This window comes from Streptomyces tubbatahanensis, assembly GCF_022699385.1.
GTDB classification, from domain to species: domain Bacteria; phylum Actinomycetota; class Actinomycetes; order Streptomycetales; family Streptomycetaceae; genus Streptomyces; species Streptomyces diacarni.
In genome coordinates this window covers 4932114-4958693 of sequence record NZ_CP093846.1, presented here as the reverse complement: position 1 = coordinate 4958693, position 26580 = coordinate 4932114, and the positions used below count along the sequence as shown (strand labels likewise).

Genomic DNA, 26580 nt, shown 5'->3' with positions numbered 1-26580 from the left:
GGAACGAACGCTGGGATCGCACATATCGCCAAATGCAGGACGATGCGGCCGCGCCGCGCCGGGCCTGGGTTCGAGCGCCTGGACTGAACCGGGATCCGATGTTGTTTCTCGGTACTCGTCCGGGATGCGGTCTTCGGCAGAGACTTCCTCTGGGAGCTGAGGTCCGGCGCGCGCCAGACCCGCGAGAGGAGGACACAACACGTTCGCCTTCTGGGCGACGAAGCTGAACCGCCTCACCGACCACAACGCCGGATCCTGGCTTCGGCTGCTTCCCCTCTACTTCTTCGCCCAGGAAACGCAGTTCGTCACGCAGCGAAGCAAGCTGAGCCTCAGCTTCGTCCATGATCTCGGTGAACTCAGCACTTTCAGCGCGCAGTTGCTCTGCGCGACTTTCCCCCGTCAGTGTCGGCAGTGCCTCCCCTTGCACCGCCGCCTGCCGACGCTCCTCCGCGCGTCGTCGCCGGGCCGCCTCCTGCTGGGCCTGCATCAGCAGAGCCTCTGTCTTCTTGCGCTCATCCTGCGCCTTCTCATCATCCTCTGAGCCTGGATGACGCGGAGTTCGGACTCCCGCAGTTGCTCCTGCACCTCGGCGAGCGCCTCTGCGCGCCCCTCGGCTCGCGCGCGCCGGGCCTCTACCGCCAGTTCACTGCAGCGGGCTTGCCACTCGGCTGCTGTGAGTGGACTTGCACCAGCGTGCTCAACTGGTTGTCCATCCGAAGAACTTCCTGACCGGGCTCAGCCCCGTCCTCCCGCTTCCCAGCGATCAAGGATGCCTCGCGCACATGGACATGCGTGATCTGCTGGTTTCCGCCGGGCTGGTACAAGTGGGCTTTGTCCGACGCTCCACCCCAGATCTCACAGCTCGTCTATGGAACTCTCCGTTGAAGCTACCCGGCATGGGTTGACTCATCGCTCAGTGATTTGCTGGTCGCCGGCGGCTTGGTAGGAGCGACCGTTCCCGGACACCCGGGCCTGCATCCGTACGCCGCCGTTGATCGTCCGGCCGGTCGATGTCTCGTTCAGCCTGATCAGCAACCCGTCGAGCTCGGCCGCCGCCTGCGGGTGCCCAGCGAGCAGTCCCGCCACTCGCTGACGCCAGTGGGCCTCCAGGTTCAAGGCAGCGTCCGCCTCACCGCTTTCCGCTGCTGCAAGCAGCGAGCGTCGCGAGGGCCTGCTCTACATCTTCGGCGGCCTCCGGGTGGAACCGCCGCCAGAGGCTCACAACCCCGTCTTTCGTCTGCTGTCAGCCTTCGGTCACCAGCAACGTCACGACCGTCGTTCCGGCCGAAGCGGCCAGCGTCAGCAGGTTCGGATCCAGGGAAAGCCCCGAAGTTTCAGCGCCTGGGCCGTGCGAAGCACCCGACCCCTGCCATTTTTGGAGGTCCTCACGATAACTGAGCTCACCCATTTTCCATGCCTGTTGGAACCCGCAGTAACTCAAACCACGCCCACCGTCCAGAAGACGCCCGTCAGAGTTGAGCCCCCTCAACCGAGAGTGGGAACCCTGCCCGGCAACTCCAGCCAATCCGCCGTCGCCCCCTCGGCGAGCTTCTTGAGCTGCTCCATTCCCTCAACCCTGAGGACGTCCCTCAGGCAGGCACAACCTGCGAGGTCACGTTCGCCGGTCAGACAGACGTAGATTCCGGCAATCTGCAACCCCCGGGCAGCAGCGGTCAGTTCAGCGTCCCCTGGCAATGGGATCCTCGCTGCGAGCTCCTGGGCAAAGACCCGCGCGATCGGCGGGCGCAGAAACAGGCCGAGCAGACCTCCTGCCGCACGTCCAACCGCTGCGTGCAGTTGCTCCTTGCCTTGAAGAATCGCTCTGGCCAGCGAGGCAAGGTCATCGCAGCCGCTCCTTCGATGCTTCTTGACCAGCGCCTTCCAGGTTTCGTCGGAGACGTACGCGCCGGCTCGTCTGGCGATCACCGCAGGATTGCCGTCCCCGAGGACGCTCAGGCAATAGGTTGCGGCGGCTTCCGCCTGCCGTTGCTCGGGGGGCGGTGCGGGAGGCGTCCAGGCTGCCGCCGGGCGCGAGGGCAAACGACGGGGAGAGGACGTTGGACGGACGACCGGTGCGCGTCTCTGGGCCGGAACCTTACGTCGCGGGGCCGTGGCTCGTCGCGGCGTCGAGGCCCGCGGCGCGGTCCGCTGGCCCGCGCGTCCTTCAGGGCGCCCGCGGTGATGGTGACAGCGGACGCCCGGTCCCTTGACGCGGTTCTTACAGAGGGTTCCGTCTTCGGTCGCCGCCCGGCACCTGTACACCATGCCGGAAAGTGTCATCAAGCAGCCCTACACCGGCAACGAGGCCTTTCCAGCCACTGCCACGGTCACATGCGGCCTTGGCGAGGAGAGACGTGCGTTCCGTCGAGTACCGCAGGAGCCCCCACGGTCGGCCGCCCCTCCGGGCCCTCGACGGGTCGGCACCGCGCGTGCTGGGATCCGTAGTCTCCGCAGGTGACAAGCGGCACCACCGCTTCCTCGATCGAGCGGTACGGTGTCGACCCGTATGCGGTCGATCATCCTCTGGACGGCTCCGGCCCGGCGTTCGTCGGGTGGTTCCGACAGGAGCACGCGGACGCAGAAGCCGTTGCCGCTCGCGCAGGCCACCTCCACTGCCGCATCCTGTTGCCAGTCGGCTCGCTCGATCCCTGTCACCGCCCTCAGCGGACTGGACAGCAGATATTTCCAGAGCCCTGCGATGACCGGACTTGTCTCGTCCTCCACATGGAAAGCGTCGGGCGATGCCAATGTCCATCCCTGCTGCCAGGCACCGGACAGTGCACGACCCGGCACGGGCGCCTGAATCCCATCCCAGCACGGTACGGATGACCAGGGATGACGACAGGTGACGAGAGGCCAGCCATCCCAGCACGGGTGGGAACAAAGGGCCCGACCCCGAAGAGTCGGGCGCTCTCTGACCTGCACGTTCGCCAGATCAGCGACGTGGCGGTAGGTCAGCCCCTACACGTTGAAGCGGAACTCCACCACATCCCCGTCCTGCATCACGTAGTCCTTGCCCTCCATGCGGGCCTTGCCGGCGGCGCGGGCGTCGGCGGGGGAGCCGGTGGTGAGGAGGTCGTCGTAGGAGATGACCTCGGCCTTGATGAAGCCGCGCTGGAAGTCGGTGTGGATGACGCCGGCGGCCTCGGGGGCTGTGGCGCCCTTCTTGATGGTCCAGGCGCGGGCTTCCTTCGGGCCGGCCGTCAGGTAGGTCTGGAGGCCGAGGGTGCGGAAGCCGACGTGGGCGAGGGTGGCCAGGCCGGGCTCTTCCTGGCCGACGGTCTGGAGGAGTTCGAGGGCCTCTTCCTCGTCGAGCTCGGCGAGGTCGGCCTCCAGCTTGGCGTTGAGGAAGACGGCCTCGGCGGGGGCCACGAGGGCGCGCTGCTCGTCCTTGAAGGACTCGTCCGTCAGCTCGTCCTCGTCGACGTTGAAGACGTAGATGAACGGCTTGGTCGTCAGCAGGTGCAGCTCGTGCAGAGGCTCGGCGCGGTCGGTGCCCTGGGCGATGCCCGCGGAGAAGAGGGTGCGGCCCTCCTCCAGGATGTCCTTCGCCTCCTGGACGGCCTTGACCTGCGGCTGCTTGTCCTTCTTGACCCGCGCTTCCTTCTCCAGGCGGGGCAGGACCTTCTCGATGGTCTGGAGGTCGGCGAGGATCAGCTCGGTGTTGATGGTCTCGATGTCGTTCTTGGGCGAGATCTTGCCGTCGACGTGGACGACGTTCTCGTCCTTGAAGGCGCGGATGACCTGGCAGATGGCGTCGGACTCACGGATGTTCGCCAGGAACTTGTTGCCCAGGCCCTCGCCCTCGCTGGCGCCGCGCACGATGCCCGCGATGTCGACGAAGTCGACGGTGGCGGGCAGGACCTTCTGCGACTGGAAGAGCTCGGCGAGCTTGCCGAGGCGGGGGTCGGGGACGCCCACGACGCCGACGTTCGGCTCGATGGTGGCGAACGGGTAGTTGGCCGCCAGCACCTCGTTCTTGGTCAGGGCGTTGAACAGGGTCGACTTGCCGACATTCGGCAGGCCGACGATTCCGATCGTGAGCGACACGTGGCGACTACTTCCCGTGGCCCCTCGCGGGGTTCTCCATAGTGGGGTCTGCTGGCGGACAGGCGGCCCTCGAAGGCCGACCACCCAGTCTACGGAAGGCCCCGCGACGCCCTCCCCCGACCGGTGTTCCTCCTCCCGGCGGATCGCGGGCGTGCCGGTCCGGTGGCGGTGGCGCATATCGCGTGTCCATGACCGCCGGGCCGGGCACGTACGACCTACCGTGGCCCGGTGGAGCAACGCAGCGCGCACCCGACCCAGCACGACCCGTACGAGCTGTACGGGGACCCCGAGCCGTACGAGCCGCCCCGCCGGTACGGCGACGAGCCGCGTCAGGGCCACGCGCCGGCCGACGACGCCGCCGGCATGGGCGGTGGCGAGGTCGCGGCCGGAAGTGTCCGCATCCGGCGCAGGCCGCGCCTGCCCCGCCCGGCCGCCGCGCCGTCGTCCTCTCCCCCGCCCCCACCGCCCTCGGGGCGCGGTGGGACGCAGGGGCACCGCCCGTCCGCCCACCGTCCGGCGCCCTCCGGGGAGGGTGCGCCCGCCGGGGCGCGGGGCGCCACGCGGAGCAGGCTGCCCGCACCCCGGCTGACGGGGCTGGGCGTCGGGGTGTTCGCCATGCTGCTGATGGCGGCCTTCGGCGCGCTCGCCGGGCTGCTGCCGAGCGGGGTACCCGTGGCGTACGGCGGCGCGTTCGTGCTCGTCTGCGTCGCCGCGGCGCTGTGGGTGCGGCCCGCCGAGCTGTTCGCGGCACCGGTCGCGATGCCGCTCGCCTACACGGTCGGGCTCTTCCTGGTGGGTGGCTCGGGGAAGGGCGTCGCCGGGCTGCTCCAGGACGTCTTCACGGGGCTGGCGCTGCACGCCGTCTGGCTGTACGCGGGCACGCTGCTCGCCGGGCTGATCGTCCTCGTACGGAAGACGAAGCTCGCCCTGGCGCGCCGCAGGAGGCGGCGCGCCAAGGCGCCCCAGGGCGCCTGAGCGGGCTACGCGGCCTGCGGCGCGGCCCTCGCACAGCAGTGCGATCGACGGCAGCGCCCCGGCACGCAGGGCGCGCACCCGGCAGCACACGCCACCCGCACAGCAGTGCGACCGACCCCGGCGCGACGGCAGCCGCCCGGCGCGAGGGCCGCTGCCCGGCACGGCGGCAGCGGCCCCAGCACGGTGACAGCCCCGGCGGCACGCCAGGAGCCGCCCCGGTGCGCTCAGGCCCGCAGCTTCTCGGACGCCTCGGACCGCAGGTCGCGCCGCAGCTCCTTGGGGAGCGAGAACTGCATGTGTTCGTCGACCGGTTTGACGATCTCCACCTCGTCCCAGCCGCGCTGCGCCAGCCACTCCAGCACGCCGTCGACCAGCACCTCGGGCACGGAGGCTCCGGAGGACAGGCCGATGGTCTCCACGTCCTCCAGCCAGGTCTCGTCCAGCTCCTCGGCGTTGTCGACGAGGTGGCCGTCCTTGGCGCCGTGCGTCAGCGCCGTCTCGACCAGGCGGACGGAGTTGGAGGAGTTCTTCGAGCCGACGACCAGCACCAGGTCGGCCTCGGCCGCGACCTGCTTGATGGCGGTCTGGCGGTTCTGCGTGGCGTAGCAGATGTCGTCGCTGGGCGGCGAGAGCAGGTTGGGGTAGCGGCCCTGGAGGGCGTCGACCGTCTCCATCGTCTCGTCCACCGACAGGGTGGTCTGGGAGAGCCACACGACCTTCTCCGGGTCGCGGACCTCGACGTTCTTCACGTCGTCCGGACCGTCGACCAGCGTGATGTGGTCGGGTGCCTCACCGCTGGTGCCGATGACCTCTTCGTGGCCCTCGTGGCCGATCAGGAGGATGTCGTAGTCCTCTTTGGCGTAGCGCACGGCTTCCTTGTGCACCTTGGTCACCAGCGGGCAGGTGGCGTCGATGGTGGCCAGCTTGCCGCGCTGGGCCTCGTCGTGGACGGTCGGTGCCACGCCGTGTGCGGAGAAGATGACGATCTCGCCCTCGGGCACCTCCTCCGTCTCCTCGACGAAGATCGCGCCCTTCTTCTCCAGCGTCTGGACGACGTACTTGTTGTGCACGATCTCGTGCCGCACGTAGATCGGAGCGCCGTACTGCTCCAGCGCCTTCTCCACGGCGATCACCGCGCGGTCGACGCCGGCGCAGTAGCCGCGGGGTGCGGCGAGCAGGACGCGGCGGCGACCCCCGGCGGCGGGTTCGGCTGTCGTGGCTTCCGGTGTGTCGGCGGCCCTGCGGTCGGACGTTCCAGTCATGGCTCCATCGTAAGGGCGGGGAGAAAATCGTAAGGGCGGGGAGAAAAGGACATCGGGGCGTGCGGGGATTCACTCGGGGGGCGTGCGAGGAGCGCGTCCGCGGCCGCAGGTGGCGCGCTCCGCTGCCGCGGCCGGCGTTCTGCGGCAAGCTGGCCCCATGCCTTCAGCTCGCACACGCACCGCGGGAATTCTGGGGGGCCGTCCGGACGGTGCCCTGCGGCGCAGTCTGACCCTCCGCGACCTGATCGTCTACGGGCTGCTGTTCATCGCGCCGATGGCGCCGGTGGGCATCTACGGGGCGCTGGACGCCCGCAGCCACGGAGTCGTCCCTTTGGTGTACGTGGTCGCCACGGTGGCCATGTCGTTCACCGCCTACTCGTACGCACGGATGATCCACACGGCGCCGCAGGCCGGCTCGGTGTACGCGTACGCGCGCGTCGGCCTGGGGGACGGCGCGGGCTTCGTCACCGGCTGGATGATGATGCTCGACTACCTCCTCATCCCGGCCGTCGCCTACCTCTTCTCGGGCATCGCCATGGCGCAGCTGGTCCCCGAGGTGGACCAGTGGATCTGGACGGCGATCGCGGTCGTGATCACCACCGCGCTCAACCTCTCGGGCGTACGCCGCGCGGCCCTCGTGGGGTTCCTGGTGCTCGCCATGGAGATCCTGGTGCTGCTGGTGTTCGTGGCCGCCGCGCTCGTCGTGCTGGTCCAGGACGGCCCGCAGCGCGGCTGGCTCTCCCCGCTCACCGGGGACCGGGCGTTCTCGCTGACGGCCCTGCTGAGCGCGGTCTCGGTGGCGGTGCTCTCCTTCCTGGGCTTCGACGCCATCGCCAACTTCGCCGAGGAGGCGGCCGGCGGCAAGGGCCGCACCGCGCCGACGGTGGCCAGGGCGCTGGTGTGGTGCCTGCTGCTCACGGGGGTGCTCTTCGTCGCCCAGACGTACCTGGCCGCGCTGCTGTCCGAGGACTCCTCCCGGCAGCTGGCCGAGGACCCGGCGAAACAGGGTTCGGCCTTCTACGACGCGACCGAGGCGGCGGTCGGCGGCTGGCTGGAGACGACGGTGGCGGCGAGCAAGGCGCTGGGCGCTGCCTTCGCGGCGCTGGCCGGGCAGGCGGCCGCCTCCCGGCTGCTGTACGCCATGGCCAGGGACCGCAGGCTGCCGCACGTCCTGGGAAGCGTCAGCCCGCGCACCGGGGTGCCGGGGCGAGCGCTGCTGGTGAGCGCGGTGCTGACGATGTGCGCCGCCGTGTGGGCGGCGCGCGCCCCCGACGGCCTGGACCGGCTGGTCTCCATCGTCGACATCGGCGCCCTGTTCGCCTTCGGCATGCTGCACCTGTCGGTGGTGGGCTACTACGGGCTCGGACGCCGCGCCGGGAGCGGGTCAGGACCCACCGCCGAGGACCCGCGGGCGCGCGGCGTGTGGGACTGGGTGGTTCCGCTGGTGGGGCTCGCCATCGTCGTCGCCGTGATCGTCACCGCCAACCGGGAGGCCCACTGGGTGGGCCTGGGCTGGTTCGTCCTGGCGCTGCTCGCGCTGTGCGTCCTCCGCGCCCGTGACCGCCGGGAGGGCCGGACGAACGGGACCGGCCGGGAGAACCGGAGTGGGGGCGGGGGCTGACAGGGCGCGGGGGAAGGCGCGGGACGGACACGGGCACCGGCGGGTCGGTCCGGTACGGGCGGGTCGGTCCGGTACGGGCAGGGCGGGGCTGTCGGTGGCAGGGCCTAGCCTTCTCGTATGGCTCTCACCACGTCCGCCGAGTCCCCGATCCCCGTCAGCGAGGTCTCCCGGCTGATCCGCGGCTGGATCGACCGGCTGGGGGCCGTGTGGGTGGAGGGCCAGATCATCCAGCTCTCGCCCAGACCGGGGGCCGGCATGGTCTTCCTGACGCTGCGCGATCCCTCCCGCGAGGTCTCACTGAGCGTCACCTGTTTCCGTCAGGTCTACGAGCAGGTCAAGGACGTCATCAGCGAGGGCACCCGCGTCGTCGTCCACGCGAAGCCGGAGTGGTACGAGAAGGCGGGGCGGCTGTCGCTGCGCGCGGCCGAGATCCGTCCGGTCGGCGTCGGTGAGCTGCTGGCCCGTCTGGAGCGGCTGCGCAAGGCGCTGGCGGCCGAGGGGCTGTTCGCGGCCGAGCGCAAGAAGGGGCTGCCGTTCCTGCCGCAGCGGATAGGGCTGATCACCGGCCGGGCCTCCGACGCCGAGCGGGACGTGCTGCACACGGCGCGGGAGCGCTGGCCCGCCGTCCGCTTCGAGGTGCGCAACACGGCGGTGCAGGGCGCCTACGCGGTCCCGCAGATCATCGAGGCGCTGCGCGAGCTGGACGCCCGGCAGGACGTGGACGTGATCATCGTGACGCGGGGCGGCGGCGGTATGGAGGATCTGCTGCCGTTCTCCGACGAGCGCCTGGTCCGCGCGGTGGCGACGGCGCGCACGCCGGTGGTCTCGGCGATCGGGCACGAGGCGGACGCGCCGCTTCTCGACCTGGTGGCCGACCTGCGCTCGCGGACGCCCACGCACGCGGCGAAGGACACCGTGCCGGACGTCGGCGAGGAGCACGAGCGGGTGCGGGCGCTTCGTGAGCGCGGCCTGCGGGTGATGAGCGGGAGGCTGGAGCGGGAGGAGCGTGGCCTGGCGGACGTGATGAGCCGCCCGGTGATGGCCGATCCGCACGCGCTGGTGGAGTCCCGCGAGGACGAGGTGGCGGCGCTGCTCGACCGCTCCCGCCGCTGTCTTGATCACCGGCTGGCCCGTGCGGAGGACGAGCTGGCGCACACCCGCGCCCGTGTCGTGGCCCTCTCCCCCGCGGCGACGCTCAATCGCGGGTACGCGGTGCTCCAGCGCGCGGACGGAGCGGTCGTGCGGGACGCCGCCGAGGTGGCCGAGGGCGAACCGCTGCGGGCCCGGGTCGCCGAGGGGGACTTCGGCGTCGCTGTCACAGGGCGCGCATAGGCTGGCTGCATGACGACGGAAGCGGAAGGTGCCGCGGCTGCCGAGGCGGCCGAGGACGGAGCGTCCCGGGACGACGCGTCGGCCTCCCAGGCCGAGCTGGCCACGGCGGACGCGCTCAGCTACGAGCAGGCGCGGGCAGAGCTGGTCGAGGTCGTGCAGCGCCTGGAGTCGGGCGGCTCGACGCTGGAGGAGTCACTGGCGCTGTGGGAGCGCGGCGAGGAGCTCGCGGGCATCTGCCGCGCCTGGCTGGACGGCGCGCGGGCCCGGCTGGACGCGGTGCTGGAGGAGGAAGAAGGGGAAGGCGAGGAAGGGGCGGACGAGGCCGAGGGGGACGACGCGGGCTAATCGGTCAGCGACGCCGCCAACTCCTCCAATGCCGCCATCTGCTCCTGCATGCCGACTTCCATGCCGGATTGGATGATCGCGTCACGGACGGCACGGTCCGGTACCTGGGTGAGCATCCACAGCGACGTACGGCCGTCCTTTTCGGTGAAGACGGCGGTGTTCACCGCGGCGTTCCTTTCCGCCTCCTCGGCGGTCATCCCGGGTGCTCCCTCGAAGACCTCGGACCAGGCGATGCGCTCCTCCGGGACGATCTCGCGGTACTCGCCATGGAATGCGACCTCGGAGCCCCCGTCGGCTGTCATGACGTACCGCCATGCGCCGCCGACCCGGAAGTCCATCTCGACCGTGTCCATCGTGCCGCGCTCACCACACCACCAGCGCTTGACCAGTTCGGGTGTGGTCCACGCTCGGTAGACCAGTCGCCGGGGCGCGTCGAAGTCCCGGGTGATGAGGATCTGGTCGTCCGCCGGCAGGGTCAGGTTCGCGGTGCGGTCGCTGCTCATGGCGTGTTCTCCGTTCGCTCGTCGGCGGGTTCTTGATGTCTGAGGTCCTCGACGACGGTGTCCAGCCGGTCGAACCGCTCCGACCAGAACCGCTCGTACCGTGCGACCCAGTCGTGGATCGGCTTCAGTGCTTGGGCGTTGAGCCGGTAGAGCCGCCGCCTGCTGTCCTCCCGGACGTGCACGGCACCGACGTCCCGCAGGACGCGCAGGTGCTTGGAGACCTGTGGCTGCGACAACCCCAACTCCTCGACCAGGGCGGTGACGGACCGTTCGCCCTCGCTCAGGACGTCGAGTATCCGTCGGCGCTGCGGCTCCGCCACCGCGTTGAACGTGTCGGTCGTTGTCGCAGCCCGTGCCATATCAACCATCGTATTCCCATATCGGAATACGTCAAGAAGGTGTCTACATCCGGGGCCGGAGTGACCGCGGGGGCCGTGGCCAGCATTTATTCAAGCTTGAACAAGTGCTCGTTACACTTAACCGTGCACCCCTACCCCGCACGAAAAGGCAAGGCACCGCCCCCATGGCTCTCGCGCTCGACCCCGCAGCCCAGGATCTCCTCTTCCGTGAGGCCCGCACGGCCAACACCTTCACGGACGAGCCGATCACCGAGGAGCAGACCCAGGCGATCTACGACCTGGTCAAGTACGGCCCCACCGCGTTCAACCAGTCGCCCCTGCGGGTGACGCTGCTGCGCTCGTCCGAGGGCCGCGAGCGCCTGCTGGCCCACATGGCCGAGGGCAACGTGCCCAAGACCCGCAAGGCGCCGCTGACGGCGGTCCTCTCCTACGACCTCGACTTCCACGAGCGGCTGCCGGAGCTGTTCCCGCACGCCCCGCACATCAAGGACGCGGTCTTCGCCGAGGAGACCTCGCGCGAGACCGCCGGCGCCCTCAACGCGACCCTCCAGGCCGGCTACTTCATCGTCGGCGTGCGCGCCGCGGGTCTGGCCGCGGGTCCGATGACCGGCTTCGACCCCGAGGGCGTCAACAAGGAGTTCTTCGGCGACGGGCGCCAGCGCGTGCTCATGGTCGTCAACATCGGCAAGCCGGGCCCCGACGCCTTCCGCCCGCGCTCGCCCCGCCTCGCCTACGACGACGTGGTCACCGTCCTGTGAAGCGCTGAGCCACTGGGTCGGCGAGCCGCTGAGTCGCCGACCCGCTGTACAGCCGTGTCGGCCCGCTGGGCAGCCGCGTCGACGGACCGCCCCCGCGCGTACCCCCTCGCGCGGGGGCTTTCGCACGCCCGGCGGGAAGCGGTCGGCCGGGGAACCGGTCGGACAGAGAGCGGACGGGGAACCGGTCGGACAGAGAGGGGGCTGCGGGGGGGGACGAGTGGGGTCAGCCCTCCAGGGACTTGGCCTCCAGCGCCCCGGCGAGCCGGCCCAACTGCTGGAAGTCCGCTGTACCGGTGACGACGGTCACCGACTTGCCGTCCTGGGCCGTGCGCACCAGCGCGTCGTACTTGGTGCCGGAGTAGCGCGTCCACTCCTCACCCGCGACGCGCTGTTTCTTCGCGGTCTTCCGCGCGCCCTGGGTCACCTCGTCGACGAACCGCCCGAGCTTCTTGCCGCCGCTCTGCTCGACGGCGGCGTACTCCTCGTTCGGCGTCATGAAGCCCAGATGCCAGGCGGCCCCCGTCGGGGCGTCGGCGGAGTAGCGTACGGAGGTCGCGCGCCAGTCCTTCGGCAGCCCCTGCGGCGCGGCGACGGGATAGGGCGCCGCACGCCGTGCGGACGCCAGCTCCACCCGGTAGCTGACCGTCTTGGCCGGGTTCTTGGACTCGTCGTGGGGAATGAACAAGTAGATCACCCACGCGGCGAGGATGATCACCGCCAGCGAGATCACCATGTCGCGGGCCGTCTGCGTTCCGCGCTTCTTGTCTGCTGCCACGCCCCCATCGTCCCTTATGCCGGTCGGCGGCCCGCGACAGGGGCGGGACCGGGCCCCCACGCTCATCCGTGGGCGCTCCTGCTCACTTAGATGACGACCGGTAAAATCCTGTTCACCCTCGCCGAATCGGCACAGCTCACGTCGCCGCAGTGGCCGTACAGAGTCGCCGTACAGAAAGGTGTGTTCCGATGACCGAACACCACCACCTGCCCTCGCAGCTCGAAGTCAGTCCGGAGGCACCGGACCGCAACCTCGCGCTGGAGCTCGTACGGGTCACCGAGGCGGGGGCCATGGCCTCGGGCCGCTGGGTGGGCAAGGGCGACAAGAACGGCGCCGACGGCGCCGCCGTCAAGGCCATGCGCACCCTCGTCTCGACGGTCTCCATGAACGGCGTCGTGGTGATCGGTGAAGGCGAGAAGGACGAGGCGCCGATGCTCTACAACGGGGAGCGCGTCGGCGACGGAACGGGCGCCGAGTGCGATGTGGCCGTCGACCCCGTCGACGGCACGACCCTCACCGCCAAGGGCATGGGCAACGCCGTCTCGGTGCTGGCGGTGGCCGAGCGCGGCGCGATGTTCGACCCCAGCGCGGTCTTCTACATGGACAAGCTGGTGACCGGACCCGAGGCCGCCGAGTTCGTGGACATCACCGCGCCGCCCGCCGTGAACATCCGGCGGATCGCCAAGGCCAAGGGCTGCGGCGTCGAGGACGTCACCGTCGTCGTGCTCGACCGCCCCCGGCACGAGAACCTGGTCCAGGAGATCCGCGAGGCCGGCGCGCGGATCAAGTTCATCGCCGACGGCGACGTCGCCGGCGCCGTGATGACCGTGCGCGAGGAGACCGGCGTCGATCTGCTGCTCGGCGTGGGCGGCACCCCCGAGGGCATCATCGCCGCCTGCGCGATCAAGTGTCTCGGCGGGACGATACAGGGCAAGCTGTGGCCCAAGGACGACGACGAGAGGCAGCGCGCCCTCGACGCCGGACACGACCTCGACAAGGTGCTGCTGACCGAGGACCTGGTGCAGGGGGAGAACGTCTTCTTCGTCGCCACCGGCATCACCGACGGCGATCTGCTGCGCGGCGTCCACTACCGGGCAGAGCGCGCCTACACCCAGTCCCTGGTGATGCGGTCCAAGTCGGGCACCATCCGCCAGATCGAATCCGTGCACCGGCTCTCGAAGCTGCGCGCCTACAGCGCCATCGACTTCGACCGCGCCCGCTGAGCGCTGCGCGGCCTCTCGCCGCGCCGCGCCTCGCCGAGTCCACTGCACGGGTGCCCCGCGCCTGCCGAGTGCTCAGCGCTGGACGCTGAGCACTGGCGCTCTGATGCCCTGACGGGCTGACGGGCTGACGGGCTGACGGGCTGACGGGCTGACGGGCTGACGGGCTCCGAGCGTGGGGCCCCGTCACGCCTCGCCCGGGTGCCGGCGCGGGGCCGCCGCAATCAGCCTCGCGTGCCGGAACAACACCCGGAGCGGCAGGCCGTCCCTGGCCGCCGGACCCGCACCGCCGCGGCCGGCCACCGCCGTGGTCGGCCACCGTCGCGGCGGAGCAGGGGCGGAGCAGGGGCGGAGCTGAGGACGGGCTTTCATCCGCGCGGCCGGCGCCCCCGTCGCAGCGGTCAGGGTCGCCCGCCAGGCGGGCGGCTCCGCGGGCGGAGGTGTCTCGGTCCGAGCAGGGGCGGGAGCGGGCGCGGGTTACGCGATGCGGGACACCTCGGCAGGGGTCTCGGCCGCCGCGGCGGTCTTGGCGCGGCGGCGGCGCGAGAGGACGACGCGCCGCTCAGCGGCCGTCAGACCGCCCCATACGCCGTACGGCTCAGGCATCACCAGTGCGTGCTCGCGGCACTCGACCAGGACGGGGCAGCGGGCGCAGACCCGCTTGGCGGCCTGTTCCCTGGAGAGCCTGGCGGCCGTGGGTTCCTTGGACGGAGCGAAGAAGAGCCCTGCCTCGTCCCGGCGGCAGACGGCGTCGCCGTGCCAGGGGCCTGCCTGGTCATCTCGCTCAGGCGTTCGCTGGACGGGGACGGTGGCGGCGGCGGCCTGCAGGGACTGATGCGGCGTGTGCAGCACGGTCTGCTCCTGACGCGACGACGGAGGTGCGGTCTCCTTCACCCGTCTTGCAGCGCACGGCAGTCCACGGGTCCCCCACCGGCTCATCGGAGCCGGTCCGCAGTCAGACCGTACGAAAGACGATGCCCGAGCCCTACCCGCTGTACGTGCCGGTATGCATTGCGTGGCCCCCCACGCGCGCCCTGGCGCACGCTCCCCGGCGCGCGCCGTCCGCAGCGCACGCCGGGGGCTGTCACGGTTCCTTGCGGAACCGGTCCAGCAGGTTCTGGATGGCCGAACCGCGCTTCGGCTTGGCCTCCACACCCCCGAAAATCGCGACACCCTCGACCAGGACCGTGGGGGCTCCCGGATCCGGGGAGTCGGTGACATGGACGTCGAAGCCGCCGAAGACGCCGGCGCCCTTCTGCTGGAGCGTGACGTTCTCCGGGACGCGGATCTCGATTCCACCGAAGATCGCAGTGGCGTTGATCTGCACGTGCGGGTGCTCGAACAGCGCCTCGGTCAGATCGATCTCGATGCCGCCGAAGAGAGCGAACGCGTTGATCTTGCGGGGGACCCGCCAGCGCCCCTTGCGCCCGGAGCCGCTGAAGATCGCGACGAGGTTCTCCTTGGGTCCCCACCCGTGGGCGCCCGGCGCGCTGGTGTGCGAAGCCGCGTAGTTGGCGAACGCCGAGGCGTGCGAGCGCTGCCCGCCCTGGGCGCCCTGGCCGGCTCCGTGCGCCGCGCCCGCGGCAGCCCCGCGGCCCGCGGGCAGGTCGCCGACCAGCGGCTCCAGTTCACCCATCGTCTTGGCCGCGTAGACGGACTCGATCCGCTCGCCGTGCTCCTGCGCGTCCAGCCGGCCCTCGGCGAGGGCCTCGCGGAGGATGTCGGCGACGCGGTCGCGGTCCGCGTCCGAGGCGCGCACGTCGGCGTCCCGTACCGCGGGCGCGTGGACCGGAGCGGCGGAGGCCTGCGGGCGTCCGTCAGCCGGCTGCTTCTCGAGCGAGGCCGGCTGCTTTTCGAGCGAGGGACGCGAGGAGTCTTCAGTCACACAGGCAGCGTACCCAAACGCGATAGATCGCGACTACCCCCGGACGGCCTCCTTGCGTCCGGGTTCTACGCTGTGAGACGCGCTCCCATCGCCGAGAGCCGTGGCCTTCTTCCGCGACGATCACGCGGGAGGCCGTGAGTGTGAGAGGAAGAGTCCCCAGTATGTCTGCCAGCTCCCAACCGGCCAGCCCGGAGTTCTCCTACACGGACCTGCTCCCCACCGGTGCGGACCCCACGCCCTACCGCCTGGTCACCAGCGAGGGCGTCAGCACCTTCGAGGCGGACGGGCGCACCTTCCTCACGGTGGATCCTGAGGCGCTGCGCAAGCTGGCGGCCGAGGCCGTCCACGACATCCAGCACTACCTGCGACCCGAACACCTCGCGCAGCTGCGCCGCATCCTCGACGACCCCGAGGCCAGCGCCAACGACCGCTTCGTCGCCCTCGACCTGCTCAAGAACGCCAACATCGCGGCGGCCGGCGTGCTGCCCATGTGCCAGGACACCGGCACCGCCATCGTGATGGGCAAGCGCGGCCAGCAGGTGCTGACGGCGGGCGGCGACGAGGAGGCGCTCTCGCGCGGCATCCACGACGCCTACACCCAGCTCAACCTGCGCTACTCCCAGATGGCGCCGCTGACCATGTGGGACGAGAAGAACACCGGCACCAACCTGCCCGCGCAGATCGAGCTGTACGCGACCGACGGTGACGCCTACAAGTTCCTGTTCATGGCCAAGGGCGGCGGCAGCGCCAACAAGTCCTTCCTCTACCAGGAGACGAAGGCGGTGCTGAACGAGGCCTCCATGATGCGGTTCCTGGAGGAGAAGATCCGGTCGCTGGGCACCGCGGCCTGCCCGCCGTACCACCTGGCGATCGTCGTCGGCGGCACCAGCGCCGAGTACGCGCTCAAGACCGCCAAGTACGCCTCCGCGCACTACCTGGACGAGCTGCCCACCGAGGGTTCCCCCTCGGGGCACGGCTTCCGGGACACCGAGCTGGAGGACAAGGTCTTCGAGCTGACGCAGAAGATCGGCATCGGCGCCCAGTTCGGCGGCAAGTACTTCTGCCACGACGTGCGCGTGGTGCGGCTGCCGCGGCACGGCGCCTCCTGCCCCGTCGCCATCGCCGTCTCCTGCTCGGCCGACCGGCAGGCCAAGGCGAAGATCACCGCCGAGGGCGTCTTCCTGGAGCAGCTGGAGACCGACCCGGCGCGCTTCCTGCCGGACACCACCGCGGCCCAGCTGACCGAGGGCGCGGGCCCCGACCTGGACGCGGTGCGGATCGACCTGATGCGCCCCATGGACGAGATCCTCGCCGAGCTGACCAAGCACCCGGTCAAGACCCGGCTGTCGCTGACGGGCACGCTCGTCGTCGCCCGCGACATCGCGCACGCGAAGATCAAGGAGCGGCTGGACGCGGGCGAGGAGATCCCGCAGTACCTCAAGGACCACCCCGTCTACTACGCGGGTCCCGCCAAGACCCCCGAGGGCTACGCCTCCGGGTCCTTCGGACCGACCACGGCCGGACGCATGGACGCCTACGTCGAGCAGTTCCAGGCGGCGGGCGGCTCGAAGGTGATGCTCGCCAAGGGCAACCGCAGCAAGCAGGTCACCGACGCGTGCGCGTCGCACGGCGGCTTCTACCTCGGCTCCATCGGCGGCCCCGCGGCCCGGCTCGCCCAGGACTGCATCAAGAAGGTCGAGGTCCTGGAGTACGAGGAGCTGGGCATGGAGGCCGTCTGGCGGATCGAGGTCGAGGACTTCCCCGCGTTCATCGTCGTGGACGACAAGGGCAACGACTTCTTCGCCGACCCGGCCCCCGAACAGCCCTTCGTCACCTCGATCCCGGTACGCCAGGGCTCCTGAGCCAGGCTCCTGCCCCAGGGGGCGGCCCGACACCCCGGGTCCGCCCCCGCGATGGTGCGCCTCGTACGGCGAGTTGACCATGGCCGTGACGTTATGAGGACGCTGAGGGCTCCGGTACTCATATGGGTGGATGCCACCCGTACGGGCGTATGGCTGCCGTGTGCAGGCGCGGCCGTGTGCGCGGTGACAGCGGGAGGCCGAACCGCACACTCTGTGGAGGACACTCATGGGAACCGGACTCTTCGAATCCCGCAGCTGGCTCGCCGAGGGTTTCCGCGACCAGGGCCGGGTGCAGACGCACGTCGAGAAACTGCTGCAGGTCCTCGACACCCGGCACATCCCTCTCACCGAAACCCAGCGCGAGCGCATCGTCTCGTGTACGGACAGCGAGCTGTTGAACCGCTGGTTCGTCCGTGCCGTGACGGCCGGATGCGCCGAAGAGGTGTTCGAGGCGGCGGGGGGCGAGGGGGCCGCGGGGGGCTGACCCCGCATGGCGTGCCGGGAATGCGGGGACCCGTGCGGAACGCTGTGCGTGAGGGAGGTGCACGAATGACCGACAGCGCGGAGTACCGGACCGAACACGACTCGATGGGTGAGGTGCGGGTTCCGGCGCACGCCAAGTGGCGGGCGCAGACGCAGCGGGCCGTGGAGAACTTTCCCGTCAGCGGGCAGCGGCTGGAGCGTGCGCACATCGAGGCGCTGGCCCGGATCAAGGCGGCGGCGGCCGTGGTGAACGCGCGGCTCGGGGTGCTGGACGAGGAGCGGGCCGAGGCCGTCCGTGCGGCCGCTGAGGAGGTCGCGCGGGGGGACTGGGACGAGCACTTCCCGGTCGACGTCTTCCAGACCGGCTCGGGCACCTCCTCGAACATGAACATGAACGAGGTGCTGGCGACGCTGGCCACCGAACGCCTGGGCGGCGCAGGCGGCGCCTCCGGCGATCCGGTGACCGTCCACCCGAACGACCACGTCAACGCCAGCCAGTCGTCCAACGACGTGTTCCCCTCCTCGCTGCACATCGCCGCCACGGCCGCGGTGACGGCGGACCTGGTTCCGGCGCTGGAGCACCTGGCCGGCTCGCTGGAGGCGAAGGCGGGCGAGTTCGCGCAGGTCGTGAAGTCGGGGCGGACGCACCTGATGGACGCGACGCCCGTCACGCTCGGCCAGGAGTTCGGGGGCTACGCGGCGCAGATGCGGTACGGCGTGGAGCGGCTGCGCGCCGCCCTGCCCAGGCTGGCGGAATTGCCCCTGGGCGGTACGGCGGTGGGTACGGGCATCAACACCCCGCCCGGTTTCGCGGCCGCCGTCATCGAGGAGGTCGCGCGCGGCACGGGGCTGCCGCTGACGGAGGCGCGGGACCACTTCGAGGCGCAGGGCGCGCGGGACGCCCTGGTGGAGACCTCGGGACAGCTGCGTACGGTCGCGGTGGGGCTCACGAAGATCTGCAACGACCTGCGCTGGATGGCCTCCGGGCCCCGGACGGGGCTGGCGGAGATCGCGTTGCCCGACCTCCAGCCGGGTTCCTCGATCATGCCGGGGAAGGTCAATCCGGTGATCCCGGAGGCGGTGCTGATGGTCGCGGCGCAGGTCACCGGGAACGACGCGACGGTCGCCGCGGCGGGTGCAGCGGGCAACTTCGAGCTGAACGTGATGCTGCCCGTCATCGCCAAGAACCTGCTGGAGTCGGTGCGGTTGCTGGCGAACGCCTCGCGGCTGCTGGCCGATCGCACGGTCGACGGGATCACGGCGAACGCGGAGCGGGCGCGCACGTACGCTCAGTCGTCGCCCTCCGTCGTCACGCCGCTGAACAAGTACATCGGGTACGAGAAAGCGGCGGCGGTCGCGAAGAAGGCGCTGGCCGAGGAGCTGACCATCCGTGAGGCCGTGCTGCGCAGCGGGTACGTCGAGCGGGGCGAGCTGACGCAGGAGCAGCTGGACGAGGCGCTGGACGTGCTGCGGATGACGCATCCCTGACGGCGACACGGCCCGGACGGGGCGCCCCGCCACACGTGCCGCGGGGCGTAGGGGCCCCGGCCCGCGGCACGTGTGGCGGGGCGGCGGCGCAGCTCACGGCGGGTCGGTGCGGCGGGCACCTAAGATCTCGTCATGACAGCGGAACAGGCGGCGACGACGCAGCGCTGGCCCACGGGGACCCCCATCCTGTGGCGCTACCGCGCCAACGGCGCCGCACACTTCCACATCTGCCGCCCCGTCACCGTCGTGCAGGACACCGCCGAGCTGCTGGCGGTGTGGATGGCTCCGGGCACGCTGTGCGTACGCCCCGAGCTGGCGGACGGTACCCCGTTGCACCGCGAACCGCTGGCCACCCGGTACACCAAGCCGCGCAGGGCCGCTTTCACCCCCTGGTTCGGCATGGGTGTGCTCAAGCTGGCGCGGCCTGCCGAGCCGTGGTCGGTGTGGCTGTTCTGGGAGCGTGGCTGGCGGTTCAAGAACTTCTACGTGAACCTGGAGGAGCCGCGGCTGCGCTGGCCGGGCGGTGTCGACTCCGAGGACCACTTCCTGGACCTGGAGGTGTGGCCGGACGGGAGCTGGGAGTGGCGGGACGAGGACGAGTTCGCCGAGGCCCAGCGGGCGGGGCTGATGCCGGCCGCGCAGGCCGGGCGGGTGCGCGACGCGGGGCGGCGGGCCGTCGAGGCGGTGCAGACCTGGGGCTCCCCGTTCGCGGACGGTTGGGAGGGCTGGCGTCCTGACCCGGCATGGCCGGTTCCCGCGTTGCCCGAGGACTGGGACAGGCCGCCGTCCGGCGTGTGCCCGCACCGGGCTGACGGTGCCCCTTGATACGCCCCCATACTGCAAACGTAGGATCAACCTCCGTACGAAATGCGCCGCACAACTTCCCGCCTTCCCCGGGGATTTGACCGGCAGCCAGGAAGGAGCCCAGCCGTGAGCAGCTCTGCGGGTCTTGGGGCTAGCGGGACAGCCGGGTCAGGTGCCGGGGCATATGACGGTTTTGACCGCGCGAGTATCGACAGAACGGGTCAGTCCGAGGCCTTCGACGCCATTGGGGACCGGTACGACGAGGCGTTTCCGCACAAGGAGGGCCAGATCGCCGGCACGGCGTGGCTGTCGCAGCAGCTGGCGCCCGGCTCCAGGGTTCTCGACGTGGGCTGCGGCACGGGGTTGCCGACCGCGCGTCAGCTGGCCGACGCGGGGCACAAGGTCGTCGGTCTCGACCTGTCGTCGTCGATGCTGAAGCTGTGCCGCGACAACGTGCCGGAGAGCGAGTGCCGCAAACTGGACGTCGCCGACCTGGAGTCGGCCGGTCTGGGCCCGTTCGACGGTGTGGCCGCCTTCTTCTCGCTGCTGATGCTGCCCCGCGCGGAGATCCCTTTCGCGCTGCGGGCCCTGCACGGACAGCTGCGCGACGAGGGGCCGCTGGTCCTGGGAATGGTGGAAGCGGACGTGACCGATTTCGCCATTCCGTTCCTGGGCAATGCGATCCGGGTATCCGGCTACCTGCGGGACGAATTGCGCGGGGTGGTCCAGGACGCGGGATTCGACATCGTGGAGGAGGACGCACGCGCGTACGCTCCTGCGAGCACGGACGTACCACCCGAGATTCAGCTCTTCCTGCACTGCCGACGACGCCCATAGACCGCGAGCCCGCACAACCGCGGGCACCTGGCGCTGGGCGTGCGCCGACGCGCAGCCCCGGATGGATGGAAACCGAACGCGTGACGGAGCACGAGAAGCCTGCGGCGAGCAGCACCGCCGAGTCGACGCCGCCCGAGCCGCCCGGCTCGCCGAGCCGGGACGCCGCCGACGAGCCCACGGGCGGCGGCACGGGTGACGCCCGCGCCACCAGCGCCACCAGCAGCCCGGGTCCCGGTGACGAGGCGGCGGCACCACGCGGCCGCGACGCCGTCCCCGCGCAACCCCAGCCGCACCCCTCGCCGCCCCAGCCGCACCCCTCGCCACCCCAGCAGCAGCCGGGGCCGCATGACCGGCCGCACGCCCCGCAGCCCGCGGCCGGGGCGGGACCCGCGGCCGGCGCCAGGGCAGGCACCGCCCCGGCCCCGGCGCCTGGCGACGCCCCGGACGGCAGTGAGCGCTCCGAGCGGGAGCGCCGGGGCGGGGACCGGCTGCGGTTCGTCGGCGCGGCGACGCGGCGCATCGCGCGCGGCGTCGACCTGGACGAGACGGTACTGGGGCTGTGCCGCGCCAGCGTGCCCGCGTACTCGGACGCCATCCTCGTCTACCTGCGCGATCCGCTCCCGGTGGGCGACGAGCGCCCCACGGGCCCCTTCGTCCTGCGGCTGCGGCGCAGCGACCGCATCCCCGACGACCCGCTGACCGCGCAGGCGCTGCAAGCCGCCCAGTCGGTCGCCCCCGGGCCGAGCCCCGCGGGTGAGGCCGCCGAGCACGCCGGGCAGCAGGCGGGCGGCGGCGCGGGCCTCGCCTTCGGCATGGTCTCCGGCATGGCGGCCGGTGTGGCCGGCACGACCGCGGCGCAACTGGCCGAGGTCCGCCCGGGCGGGCCGCTGGCCGAGGTGCTGCGCGGCGTACGCCCCGTCTTCGCCGACTCCCCCGCGGCCAGCGCCGCGCTGCCCGAACTCCTGGGCCCCGACCGCGACGTGCCCGCGGGCAACCGCGCCATCCTGGCTCCGCTGCGCGGCCGCCGCAGAGTCATCGGGGCCGCGGTCTTCCTCCGCCGCCCCGACCGTCCCGCGTTCGAACCGGACGACCTGCTGATCGCGGCGCAGTTGGCCACGCACACGGCCCTCGGCGTCGACAAGGCGGTCCTCTACGGGCGCGAGGCCTACATCGCCGACGAGCTTCAGCGCACGATGCTCCCCGACGAGTTGCCGCAGCCCACCGGGGTGCAGTTGGCCAGCCGCTACCTTCCGGCGGCCGAGACCGCGCGGGTCGGCGGCGACTGGTACGACGCCATTCCGCTGCCGGGCTCCCGCGTGGCACTGGTCGTCGGCGACGTGATGGGCCACTCGATGACCTCCGCCGCGATCATGGGTCAGCTGCGCACCACCGCGCAGACCCTGGCGGGGCTGGACCTGCCGCCGCAGGAGGTGCTGCACCACCTGGACGAGCAGGCGCAGCGGCTGGGCAGCGACCGCATGGCCACCTGCCTGTACGCCGTCTACGACCCGGTGGCGCACCGCATCGTCGTCGCGAACGCGGGCCATCCGCCGCCGGTCATGCTGCACCGGGGCGGGCGCGCCGAGGTGCTGCGGATACCGGCCGGGGCGCCGATCGGCGTGGGCGGCGTCGACTTCGAGGCCGTCGAACTGGACGCCCCCGCGGGCGCGACGCTGCTGCTCTACACCGACGGGCTCGTCGAGTCGCGGCAGCGCGACGTGTGGACCGGCATCGAGCACCTGCGCGAGAAGCTGGCCGCCACCGCGCGGCTGACCCGGCCCGGCGCGGCCGCCCCGCTGGAGCCGCTGTGCGACGAGGTGCTGGACATCGTCGGGCCCGGCGACCGGGACGACGACATCGCGCTGCTGGCCGCCAGGTTCGACGGGATCGCGCCCAGCGACGTGGCGTACTGGTTCCTCGACCCGCGCGCCCAGACGGCGCGGCAGGCCAGGCGGCTCGCCCGCCGCGCGCTCGCCCGCTGGGGCCTGGAGGAGCTGTCCGACGCCGTCGAGCTGCTGGTCAGCGAGATCGTCACGAACGCGGTGCGGTACGCCGAGCGTCCCATCACGCTGCGGCTGCTGCGGACGGACACGCTGCGCTGCGAGGTCGGCGACGACGTGCCGCAGTTGCCGCGGCTCCGTCAGGCGCGCGCCACCGACGAGGGCGGGCGCGGTCTCTACCTGGTCAACCGGCTGGCGCGGCGCTGGGGTGCCACCCGCCTGTCCACGGGCAAGGTCGTCTGGTTCGAACTCCCCTGCCCGGAGCCCGCGCCTGAGGCAGCACCGGAACCGTGACGCTTCCACCACCATGCGCTGTGCTCGGGCAGTCCACGTGGACTGCCCGAGCACAGCGCGATGCGCGGGGTTCCGTCAGGCGCTGAGGTCCGCCTCGGCGTCCAGGGTGACGCCGACCGCCTGCACGACGGCGGCGATCTTGAAGGCCTCCTGGATCGTCTCGCGGTCCACTCCGGCCTTGCGCAGCACCTGCTCGTGCGAGTCGAGGCACTGACCGCAGCCGTTGATCGCGGAGACGGCGAGCGACCACAGCTCGAAGTCGGTCTTCTCGACACCGGGGTTGCCGATGACGTTCATCCGCAGCCCGGCGCGGAGCGTGCCGTACTCCGGGTCCGACAGCAGGTGCCGGGTGCGGTAGAAGACGTTGTTCATCGCCATGACGGCGGCGGCCGACTTCGCGGCGGTGTAGGCCTCCGCGCTCAGGTTCTCCTTGGCCTCCGGCTCCAGGGCGCGCAGCACGATGCCGGAGCGGGATGCGATGGCGCAGGCCAGCACGGTGCCCCAGAGCTGCTGCTTGGGCAGCTCGGAGTTGCCTATGACGGAGCCGAGGTTGAGCTTGAGGTCCTTCGCGTAGTCCGGAAGGGCCTGCTTCAGGTCATCGAGAGCCATGGTCGGTCACTCACCCGCCAGCAGCTTGACCGGGTCGAGGGTCTCCTCGCCCTGGGTCCAGTTGCAGGGGCACAGCTCGTCGGTCTGCAGCGCGTCGAGGACCCGCAGGACCTCCTTGGGGTTACGGCCGACCGAGCCCGCGGTCACCATCGTGAACTGGATCTCGTTGTTCTGGTCCACGATGAAGACGGCGCGCTGCGCGAAGCCGTCCTCGCCCTCGATGCCGAGCGCGCGCATCAGCTCGTGCTTGGAGTCGGCCATCATCGGGAAGGGCAGGTCGGTCAGGTCCGGGTGGTCCTTGCGCCAGGCGTGGTGCACGAACTCCGAGTCACCGGAGAAGCCGAGGATCTGGGCGTCGCGGTCGGCGAACTCGTCGTTCAGCTTGCCGAAGGCGGAAATCTCCGTCGGGCAGACGAAGGTGAAGTCCTTGGGCCACGCGAAGACGATTTTCCACTTGCCCTCGTAGGTCTTGTGGTGGATCGTCTCGAACTCGCTGCCCTTCTCCAGGGAGACGCAGGCAGTCAGTTCGAACTCGGGGAACTTGTCACCGACGGTGAGCACGTACACACTCCTTGCACTTGCGGCCAGGATGCCCAGTTTGTGCGCATTCCTGGAGGTTGGTCGAAACCACCTAACCACATGCGGCATTGATCGCGGAAATAGCTACAGTTGGTGTGGTTGATTGGAGTGACTTATCAGTGACCGCATCGACCGCGCAGTCCGTGCCCGCGCAGCCCGTGCACCCGGCCCCCGCTTCCCCGTCCGCGCAGCCGTCGCGCACCGTCCGCCACCGGCAGCCCAGCGTCTCCCAGCTGCGGGCTTTCGTCGCCGTGGCCGAGCACCTGCACTTCCGGGAGGCCGCGGCGGCCATCGGCATGAGCCAGCCCGCGCTCTCGGGCGCTGTCGCCGCGCTGGAGGAGACGCTGGGGGTGCAACTGCTGGAAAGGACCACCCGAAAGGTGCTGCTCTCCCCCGCCGGTGAGCGGATGGCCCTGCGCGCACGCGCCGTGCTGCACGCCATGGGCCAGCTCATGGAGGAGGCGGAGGCGGCGCAGGCTCCCTTCACCGGCGTGCTGCGCCTGGGAGTGATCCCCACGGTCGCCCCGTACCTGCTGCCGACCGTGCTCGGCCTCGTCCACAAGCGCTACCCCGACCTGGATCTCCAGGTCCACGAGGAGCAGACCGACTCGCTGCTGGAGGGGCTCGGGCAGGGCCGGCTCGACCTGCTGCTGTGCGCGGTGCCGCTCGCGGCGCCGTGGGTGCGGGAGATACCCCTGTTCGACGAGGACTTCGTGCTTGTCACCCCGCGGGACCACCCGGCGGCCGGGCGCAGCGATCTGCCGCGCTCGATGCTGCGCGAGCTGGATCTGCTGCTGCTCGACGAGGGGCACTGCCTGCGCGATCAGGCACTCGACATCTGCCGCGAGGCGGGCCGCACCGAGTCGACCGGGGTGACCACCAGCGCGGCCGGGCTCTCCACCCTGGTGCAGCTGGTGGCCGGGGGCATGGGCGTCACGCTGCTGCCGCACACCGCCGTCCGCGTGGAGACCGGGCGCAACGCCTCGTTGCAGACGGCCCGTTTCGCCGATCCGGCGCCCTCGCGGCGCATCGCGCTGGCGACACGGGAGGGCGCGGCGCGGGAGGAGGAGTTCCACGCGTTCGGGGACGCCCTGCGCGCCGCGCTGGCGACGCTTCCCGTACGCCCCGCACTGCCGTGAACCGACTACCCCGCGCAACTCCCGTGAGTGGCCGCTCCGCACTGCCGTGAGCGACCGCTCCGCACCTCCGTGAGCCGTACCGCGCCGGCGCGGTACGGCTTCGTGGATTCGGGTGCTCAGTCCTCGCGGGGCGGCCGGCCCCTGCGGGGGTGCGGCCTGGCCTGGCTGGGCAGCCGGCCGGCCTCCTTGAGGGCCCGGCGCAGGAGGTAGTCGATCTGCGCGTTGGTGGAGCGCAGTTCGTCGGCGGCCCAGCGGGCGAGTGCGTCGTGCATCGTGGGGTCGAGCCGCAGCAGCACCTGTTTGCGCTGCCGCGGCCTCCCCTTCGCGGGCTGCGGGCCCTCGGGCCCCGCCGCCTCGGCCCCCTCGTCCGAGGCGGCGGGGCCGCTCGACGCGGCGCTCCCGCCGGAGGCGGTGTCCTCGCCGTCGTCCGTCACTGGTAGAGAGACCCGGTGTTCATCACGGGCTGCGGGGAGCGGTCGCCGCACAGCACGACCAGCAGGTTGCTGACCATGCTCGCCTTGCGCTCCTCGTCCAGCTCCACGAAGTCCTGGGCCGTGATCCTGGCCAGCGCGTCCTCGACCATGCCGCAGGCGCCTTCCACGATCTTCTGCCGGGCGGCGACGACGGCGCCCGCCTGCTGCCGCTGGAGCATGGCCGAGGCGATCTCGGGCGCGTAGGCGAGGTGGGTGAAGCGGGACTCGACGATGGTCACGCCGGCCGCGCGGACGCGCGCGGTCAGTTCGGCGGCCAGCTTCTCGGTGATCTCCTCGGCGTTGCCGCGCAGCGAGAGCCCGGCCTCGTCGTGTGCGTCGTACGGGTACTCGATGGCGATGTGGCGGACCGCCGCCTCGGTCTGCGTGGAGACGAACTCGACGTAGTCGTCCACCGAGAAGGTGGCCTGCGCGGTGTCGCGCACCTGCCAGACGACGACCGCGGCGAGCTCGATCGGGTTGCCGTAGGCGTCGTTGACCTTCAGGACCGCCGTCTCGTGGTTGCGCACCCGGGTGGAGATCTTGGTGCGGCTGGTGAGCGGGTTGACCCAGCGCAGACCGTCCGCGCGGATCGTGCCGGTGTAGCGGCCGAAGAGCTGGACGACGCGGGCCTCGCCCGGCGCCACCATGTTCAGCCCCGCCATCCCGAACACGGAACCGATCACCACCAGGATGCCGACGACGAGCAGCGTGGTGCCCGCGGCCCCCTGGCCGTCCGAGGCCATTCCGCCGCCCAGGACGGTGGCACCGACGCCGATCAGGAAGCCGATCAGTCCCAGGAGCAGGGCGAGCCCGCCCGGGATGTTGTGGGCGCTCGTCTCGCGCACTTCGGGTGCGGGCATCTCGGGTGCGTCGGTCGGCTGGTCGGTGGTCATCGCTCTCCCCCGGTCTCTCCGGTCTCCGGCGCGC

General features: G+C 71.2%; 26 protein-coding genes. 13 read left to right on the top strand and 13 right to left on the bottom strand.

From position 1 onward, the window contains the following. Nucleotides 1-1243: 1243 nt before the first annotated feature. From MMF93_RS21425 to ychF, 3 genes are all read right to left on the bottom strand, one after another. Nucleotides 1244-1408: a hypothetical protein gene (locus MMF93_RS21425; protein WP_242753985.1), complete on the bottom strand. Its 165-nt coding sequence runs from the start codon at nt 1406-1408 to the stop codon at nt 1244-1246. A gap of 77 nt (nt 1409-1485) precedes the next feature. Then, a complete protein-coding gene (locus MMF93_RS21420) occupies nt 1486-1926 on the bottom strand; it encodes a hypothetical protein (RefSeq protein WP_242753983.1) in 441 nt (146 codons plus the stop codon). 1035 nt (nt 1927-2961) lie between these two features. After that, nucleotides 2962-4050 (bottom strand): redox-regulated ATPase YchF, encoded by a 1089-nt coding sequence (ychF, locus tag MMF93_RS21415; protein WP_242753980.1) that lies wholly within the window; start codon nt 4048-4050, stop codon nt 2962-2964. 228 nt (nt 4051-4278) lie between these two features. Between ychF and MMF93_RS21410 the strand changes: the two genes are divergently transcribed. Then, nucleotides 4279-5025, top strand: coding sequence for a DUF6542 domain-containing protein (locus MMF93_RS21410; RefSeq protein ID WP_242753977.1), 747 nt, complete (start codon nt 4279-4281; stop codon nt 5023-5025). A gap of 224 nt (nt 5026-5249) precedes the next feature. Here MMF93_RS21410 and MMF93_RS21405 read toward each other — a convergent pair whose 3' ends face one another. Beyond that, on the bottom strand, nt 5250-6287 hold the full coding sequence (locus MMF93_RS21405) for a 4-hydroxy-3-methylbut-2-enyl diphosphate reductase (RefSeq protein WP_242753975.1): 1038 nt from the start codon (nt 6285-6287) through the stop codon (nt 5250-5252). A 157-nt stretch (nt 6288-6444) separates the two neighbouring features. Between MMF93_RS21405 and MMF93_RS21400 the strand changes: the two genes are divergently transcribed. From MMF93_RS21400 to MMF93_RS21390, 3 genes are all read left to right on the top strand, one after another. Beyond that, nucleotides 6445-7908, top strand: coding sequence for an APC family permease (locus MMF93_RS21400; RefSeq protein WP_242753973.1), 1464 nt, complete (start codon nt 6445-6447; stop codon nt 7906-7908). 117 nt (nt 7909-8025) lie between these two features. Then, nucleotides 8026-9240: an exodeoxyribonuclease VII large subunit gene (xseA, locus tag MMF93_RS21395; RefSeq protein ID WP_242753972.1), complete on the top strand. Its 1215-nt coding sequence runs from the start codon at nt 8026-8028 to the stop codon at nt 9238-9240. 9 nt (nt 9241-9249) lie between these two features. Further along, nucleotides 9250-9585 (top strand): exodeoxyribonuclease VII small subunit, encoded by a 336-nt coding sequence (locus MMF93_RS21390; RefSeq protein ID WP_242753970.1) that lies wholly within the window; start codon nt 9250-9252, stop codon nt 9583-9585. Here the strand turns inward: MMF93_RS21390 and MMF93_RS21385 are convergent. Then, complete coding sequence (locus tag MMF93_RS21385) at nt 9582-10088, bottom strand: SRPBCC family protein (protein ID WP_242753967.1); 507 nt, start codon at nt 10086-10088, stop codon at nt 9582-9584. The two genes, MMF93_RS21390 and MMF93_RS21385, sit on opposite strands and share 4 nt — an antisense overlap. Then, nucleotides 10085-10447 carry an ArsR/SmtB family transcription factor gene (locus tag MMF93_RS21380; RefSeq protein ID WP_242753965.1) on the bottom strand — a complete coding sequence of 121 codons (363 nt, stop codon included), beginning with the start codon at nt 10445-10447 and terminating at the stop codon, nt 10085-10087. Before MMF93_RS21380 ends, MMF93_RS21385 begins: the two co-directional genes overlap by 4 nt. Nucleotides 10448-10611: 164 nt before the next feature. Between MMF93_RS21380 and MMF93_RS21375 the strand changes: the two genes are divergently transcribed. Then, a complete protein-coding gene (locus MMF93_RS21375) occupies nt 10612-11205 on the top strand; it encodes a malonic semialdehyde reductase (RefSeq protein ID WP_242753962.1) in 594 nt (197 codons plus the stop codon). Between the two features lie 223 nt (nt 11206-11428). Here the strand turns inward: MMF93_RS21375 and MMF93_RS21370 are convergent, their stop codons facing one another. Then, nucleotides 11429-11938 carry a DUF4245 domain-containing protein gene (locus tag MMF93_RS21370; protein WP_242757692.1) on the bottom strand — a complete coding sequence of 170 codons (510 nt, stop codon included), beginning with the start codon at nt 11936-11938 and terminating at the stop codon, nt 11429-11431. 230 nt (nt 11939-12168) lie between these two features. On the opposite strand from MMF93_RS21370, the gene glpX reads away from it, so the two are divergent. Beyond that, nucleotides 12169-13203 (top strand): class II fructose-bisphosphatase, encoded by a 1035-nt coding sequence (gene glpX / locus MMF93_RS21365; protein WP_242753961.1) that lies wholly within the window; start codon nt 12169-12171, stop codon nt 13201-13203. 474 nt (nt 13204-13677) lie between these two features. Here the strand turns inward: glpX and MMF93_RS21360 are convergent, their stop codons facing one another. Both MMF93_RS21360 and MMF93_RS21355 read right to left on the bottom strand, forming a co-directional pair. Continuing rightward, nucleotides 13678-14052 carry a WhiB family transcriptional regulator gene (locus tag MMF93_RS21360; protein ID WP_242753959.1) on the bottom strand — a complete coding sequence of 125 codons (375 nt, stop codon included), beginning with the start codon at nt 14050-14052 and terminating at the stop codon, nt 13678-13680. 232 nt (nt 14053-14284) lie between these two features. Then, entirely contained in the window at nt 14285-15085 is an 801-nt protein-coding gene (locus MMF93_RS21355) for a DUF1707 SHOCT-like domain-containing protein (protein ID WP_242753957.1), read from the bottom strand. A 161-nt stretch (nt 15086-15246) separates the two neighbouring features. Between MMF93_RS21355 and MMF93_RS21350 the strand changes: the two genes are divergently transcribed. From MMF93_RS21350 to MMF93_RS21325, 6 genes are all read left to right on the top strand, one after another. Continuing rightward, nucleotides 15247-16947 carry a fumarate hydratase gene (locus MMF93_RS21350; protein ID WP_242753955.1) on the top strand — a complete coding sequence of 567 codons (1701 nt, stop codon included), beginning with the start codon at nt 15247-15249 and terminating at the stop codon, nt 16945-16947. Nucleotides 16948-17173: 226 nt separating this feature from the next. After that, nucleotides 17174-17431, top strand: coding sequence for a hypothetical protein (locus tag MMF93_RS21345; protein ID WP_242753953.1), 258 nt, complete (start codon nt 17174-17176; stop codon nt 17429-17431). A gap of 65 nt (nt 17432-17496) precedes the next feature. Beyond that, nucleotides 17497-18918, top strand: coding sequence for a class II fumarate hydratase (locus MMF93_RS21340; RefSeq protein ID WP_242753952.1), 1422 nt, complete (start codon nt 17497-17499; stop codon nt 18916-18918). A gap of 132 nt (nt 18919-19050) precedes the next feature. Then, nucleotides 19051-19743, top strand: coding sequence for a cytidylyl-2-hydroxypropylphosphonate hydrolase (gene fomD, locus MMF93_RS21335; protein ID WP_242753950.1), 693 nt, complete (start codon nt 19051-19053; stop codon nt 19741-19743). A gap of 105 nt (nt 19744-19848) precedes the next feature. Then, nucleotides 19849-20559, top strand: coding sequence for a class I SAM-dependent methyltransferase (locus tag MMF93_RS21330; protein WP_242753946.1), 711 nt, complete (start codon nt 19849-19851; stop codon nt 20557-20559). A gap of 65 nt (nt 20560-20624) precedes the next feature. Beyond that, nucleotides 20625-22853, top strand: coding sequence for a SpoIIE family protein phosphatase (locus MMF93_RS21325; protein ID WP_242753944.1), 2229 nt, complete (start codon nt 20625-20627; stop codon nt 22851-22853). 75 nt (nt 22854-22928) lie between these two features. Here the strand turns inward: MMF93_RS21325 and MMF93_RS21320 are convergent, their stop codons facing one another. Both MMF93_RS21320 and MMF93_RS21315 read right to left on the bottom strand, forming a co-directional pair. Next, nucleotides 22929-23462: an alkyl hydroperoxide reductase gene (locus MMF93_RS21320; protein ID WP_242753941.1), complete on the bottom strand. Its 534-nt coding sequence runs from the start codon at nt 23460-23462 to the stop codon at nt 22929-22931. Nucleotides 23463-23468: 6 nt separating this feature from the next. Then, the gene (locus MMF93_RS21315; RefSeq protein ID WP_242753937.1) at nt 23469-24023 is read right to left on the bottom strand and encodes a peroxiredoxin; all 555 of its coding nucleotides are present in this window, start codon (nt 24021-24023) and stop codon (nt 23469-23471) included. 176 nt (nt 24024-24199) lie between these two features. On the opposite strand from MMF93_RS21315, the gene MMF93_RS21310 reads away from it, so the two are divergent. After that, entirely contained in the window at nt 24200-25180 is a 981-nt protein-coding gene (locus tag MMF93_RS21310) for a hydrogen peroxide-inducible genes activator (protein WP_242757691.1), read from the top strand. 116 nt (nt 25181-25296) lie between these two features. Here the strand turns inward: MMF93_RS21310 and MMF93_RS21305 are convergent, their stop codons facing one another. Both MMF93_RS21305 and MMF93_RS21300 read right to left on the bottom strand, forming a co-directional pair. After that, nucleotides 25297-25476, bottom strand: coding sequence for a type II toxin-antitoxin system antitoxin (locus tag MMF93_RS21305; protein WP_242757690.1), 180 nt, complete (start codon nt 25474-25476; stop codon nt 25297-25299). Between the two features lie 134 nt (nt 25477-25610). After that, the gene (locus tag MMF93_RS21300) at nt 25611-26546 is read right to left on the bottom strand and encodes an SPFH domain-containing protein (protein WP_242753935.1); all 936 of its coding nucleotides are present in this window, start codon (nt 26544-26546) and stop codon (nt 25611-25613) included. Nucleotides 26547-26580 lie beyond the last annotated feature (34 nt).

What these genes read in the sequence shown, in the direction of transcription:
- MMF93_RS21425 (WP_242753985.1), bottom strand. Translation starts at nt 1,408, where the DNA reads ATGGGTGAGCTCAGTTATCGTGAGGACCTCCAAAAATGGCAGGGGTCG.
- MMF93_RS21405 (WP_242753975.1), bottom strand. Translation starts at nt 6,287, where the DNA reads ATGACTGGAACGTCCGACCGCAGGGCCGCCGACACACCGGAAGCCACG.
- MMF93_RS21400 (WP_242753973.1), top strand. Translation starts at nt 6,445, where the DNA reads ATGCCTTCAGCTCGCACACGCACCGCGGGAATTCTGGGGGGCCGTCCG.
- xseA (WP_242753972.1), top strand. Translation starts at nt 8,026, where the DNA reads ATGGCTCTCACCACGTCCGCCGAGTCCCCGATCCCCGTCAGCGAGGTC.
- MMF93_RS21390 (WP_242753970.1), top strand. Translation starts at nt 9,250, where the DNA reads ATGACGACGGAAGCGGAAGGTGCCGCGGCTGCCGAGGCGGCCGAGGAC.
- MMF93_RS21385 (WP_242753967.1), bottom strand. Translation starts at nt 10,088, where the DNA reads ATGAGCAGCGACCGCACCGCGAACCTGACCCTGCCGGCGGACGACCAG.
- MMF93_RS21380 (WP_242753965.1), bottom strand. Translation starts at nt 10,447, where the DNA reads ATGGCACGGGCTGCGACAACGACCGACACGTTCAACGCGGTGGCGGAG.
- MMF93_RS21375 (WP_242753962.1), top strand. Translation starts at nt 10,612, where the DNA reads ATGGCTCTCGCGCTCGACCCCGCAGCCCAGGATCTCCTCTTCCGTGAG.
- MMF93_RS21370 (WP_242757692.1), bottom strand. Translation starts at nt 11,938, where the DNA reads ATGGTGATCTCGCTGGCGGTGATCATCCTCGCCGCGTGGGTGATCTAC.
- glpX (WP_242753961.1), top strand. Translation starts at nt 12,169, where the DNA reads ATGACCGAACACCACCACCTGCCCTCGCAGCTCGAAGTCAGTCCGGAG.
- MMF93_RS21350 (WP_242753955.1), top strand. Translation starts at nt 15,247, where the DNA reads ATGTCTGCCAGCTCCCAACCGGCCAGCCCGGAGTTCTCCTACACGGAC.
- MMF93_RS21345 (WP_242753953.1), top strand. Translation starts at nt 17,174, where the DNA reads ATGGGAACCGGACTCTTCGAATCCCGCAGCTGGCTCGCCGAGGGTTTC.
- MMF93_RS21340 (WP_242753952.1), top strand. Translation starts at nt 17,497, where the DNA reads ATGACCGACAGCGCGGAGTACCGGACCGAACACGACTCGATGGGTGAG.
- fomD (WP_242753950.1), top strand. Translation starts at nt 19,051, where the DNA reads ATGACAGCGGAACAGGCGGCGACGACGCAGCGCTGGCCCACGGGGACC.
- MMF93_RS21325 (WP_242753944.1), top strand. Translation starts at nt 20,625, where the DNA reads ATGGAAACCGAACGCGTGACGGAGCACGAGAAGCCTGCGGCGAGCAGC.
- MMF93_RS21320 (WP_242753941.1), bottom strand. Translation starts at nt 23,462, where the DNA reads ATGGCTCTCGATGACCTGAAGCAGGCCCTTCCGGACTACGCGAAGGAC.
- MMF93_RS21300 (WP_242753935.1), bottom strand. Translation starts at nt 26,546, where the DNA reads ATGACCACCGACCAGCCGACCGACGCACCCGAGATGCCCGCACCCGAA.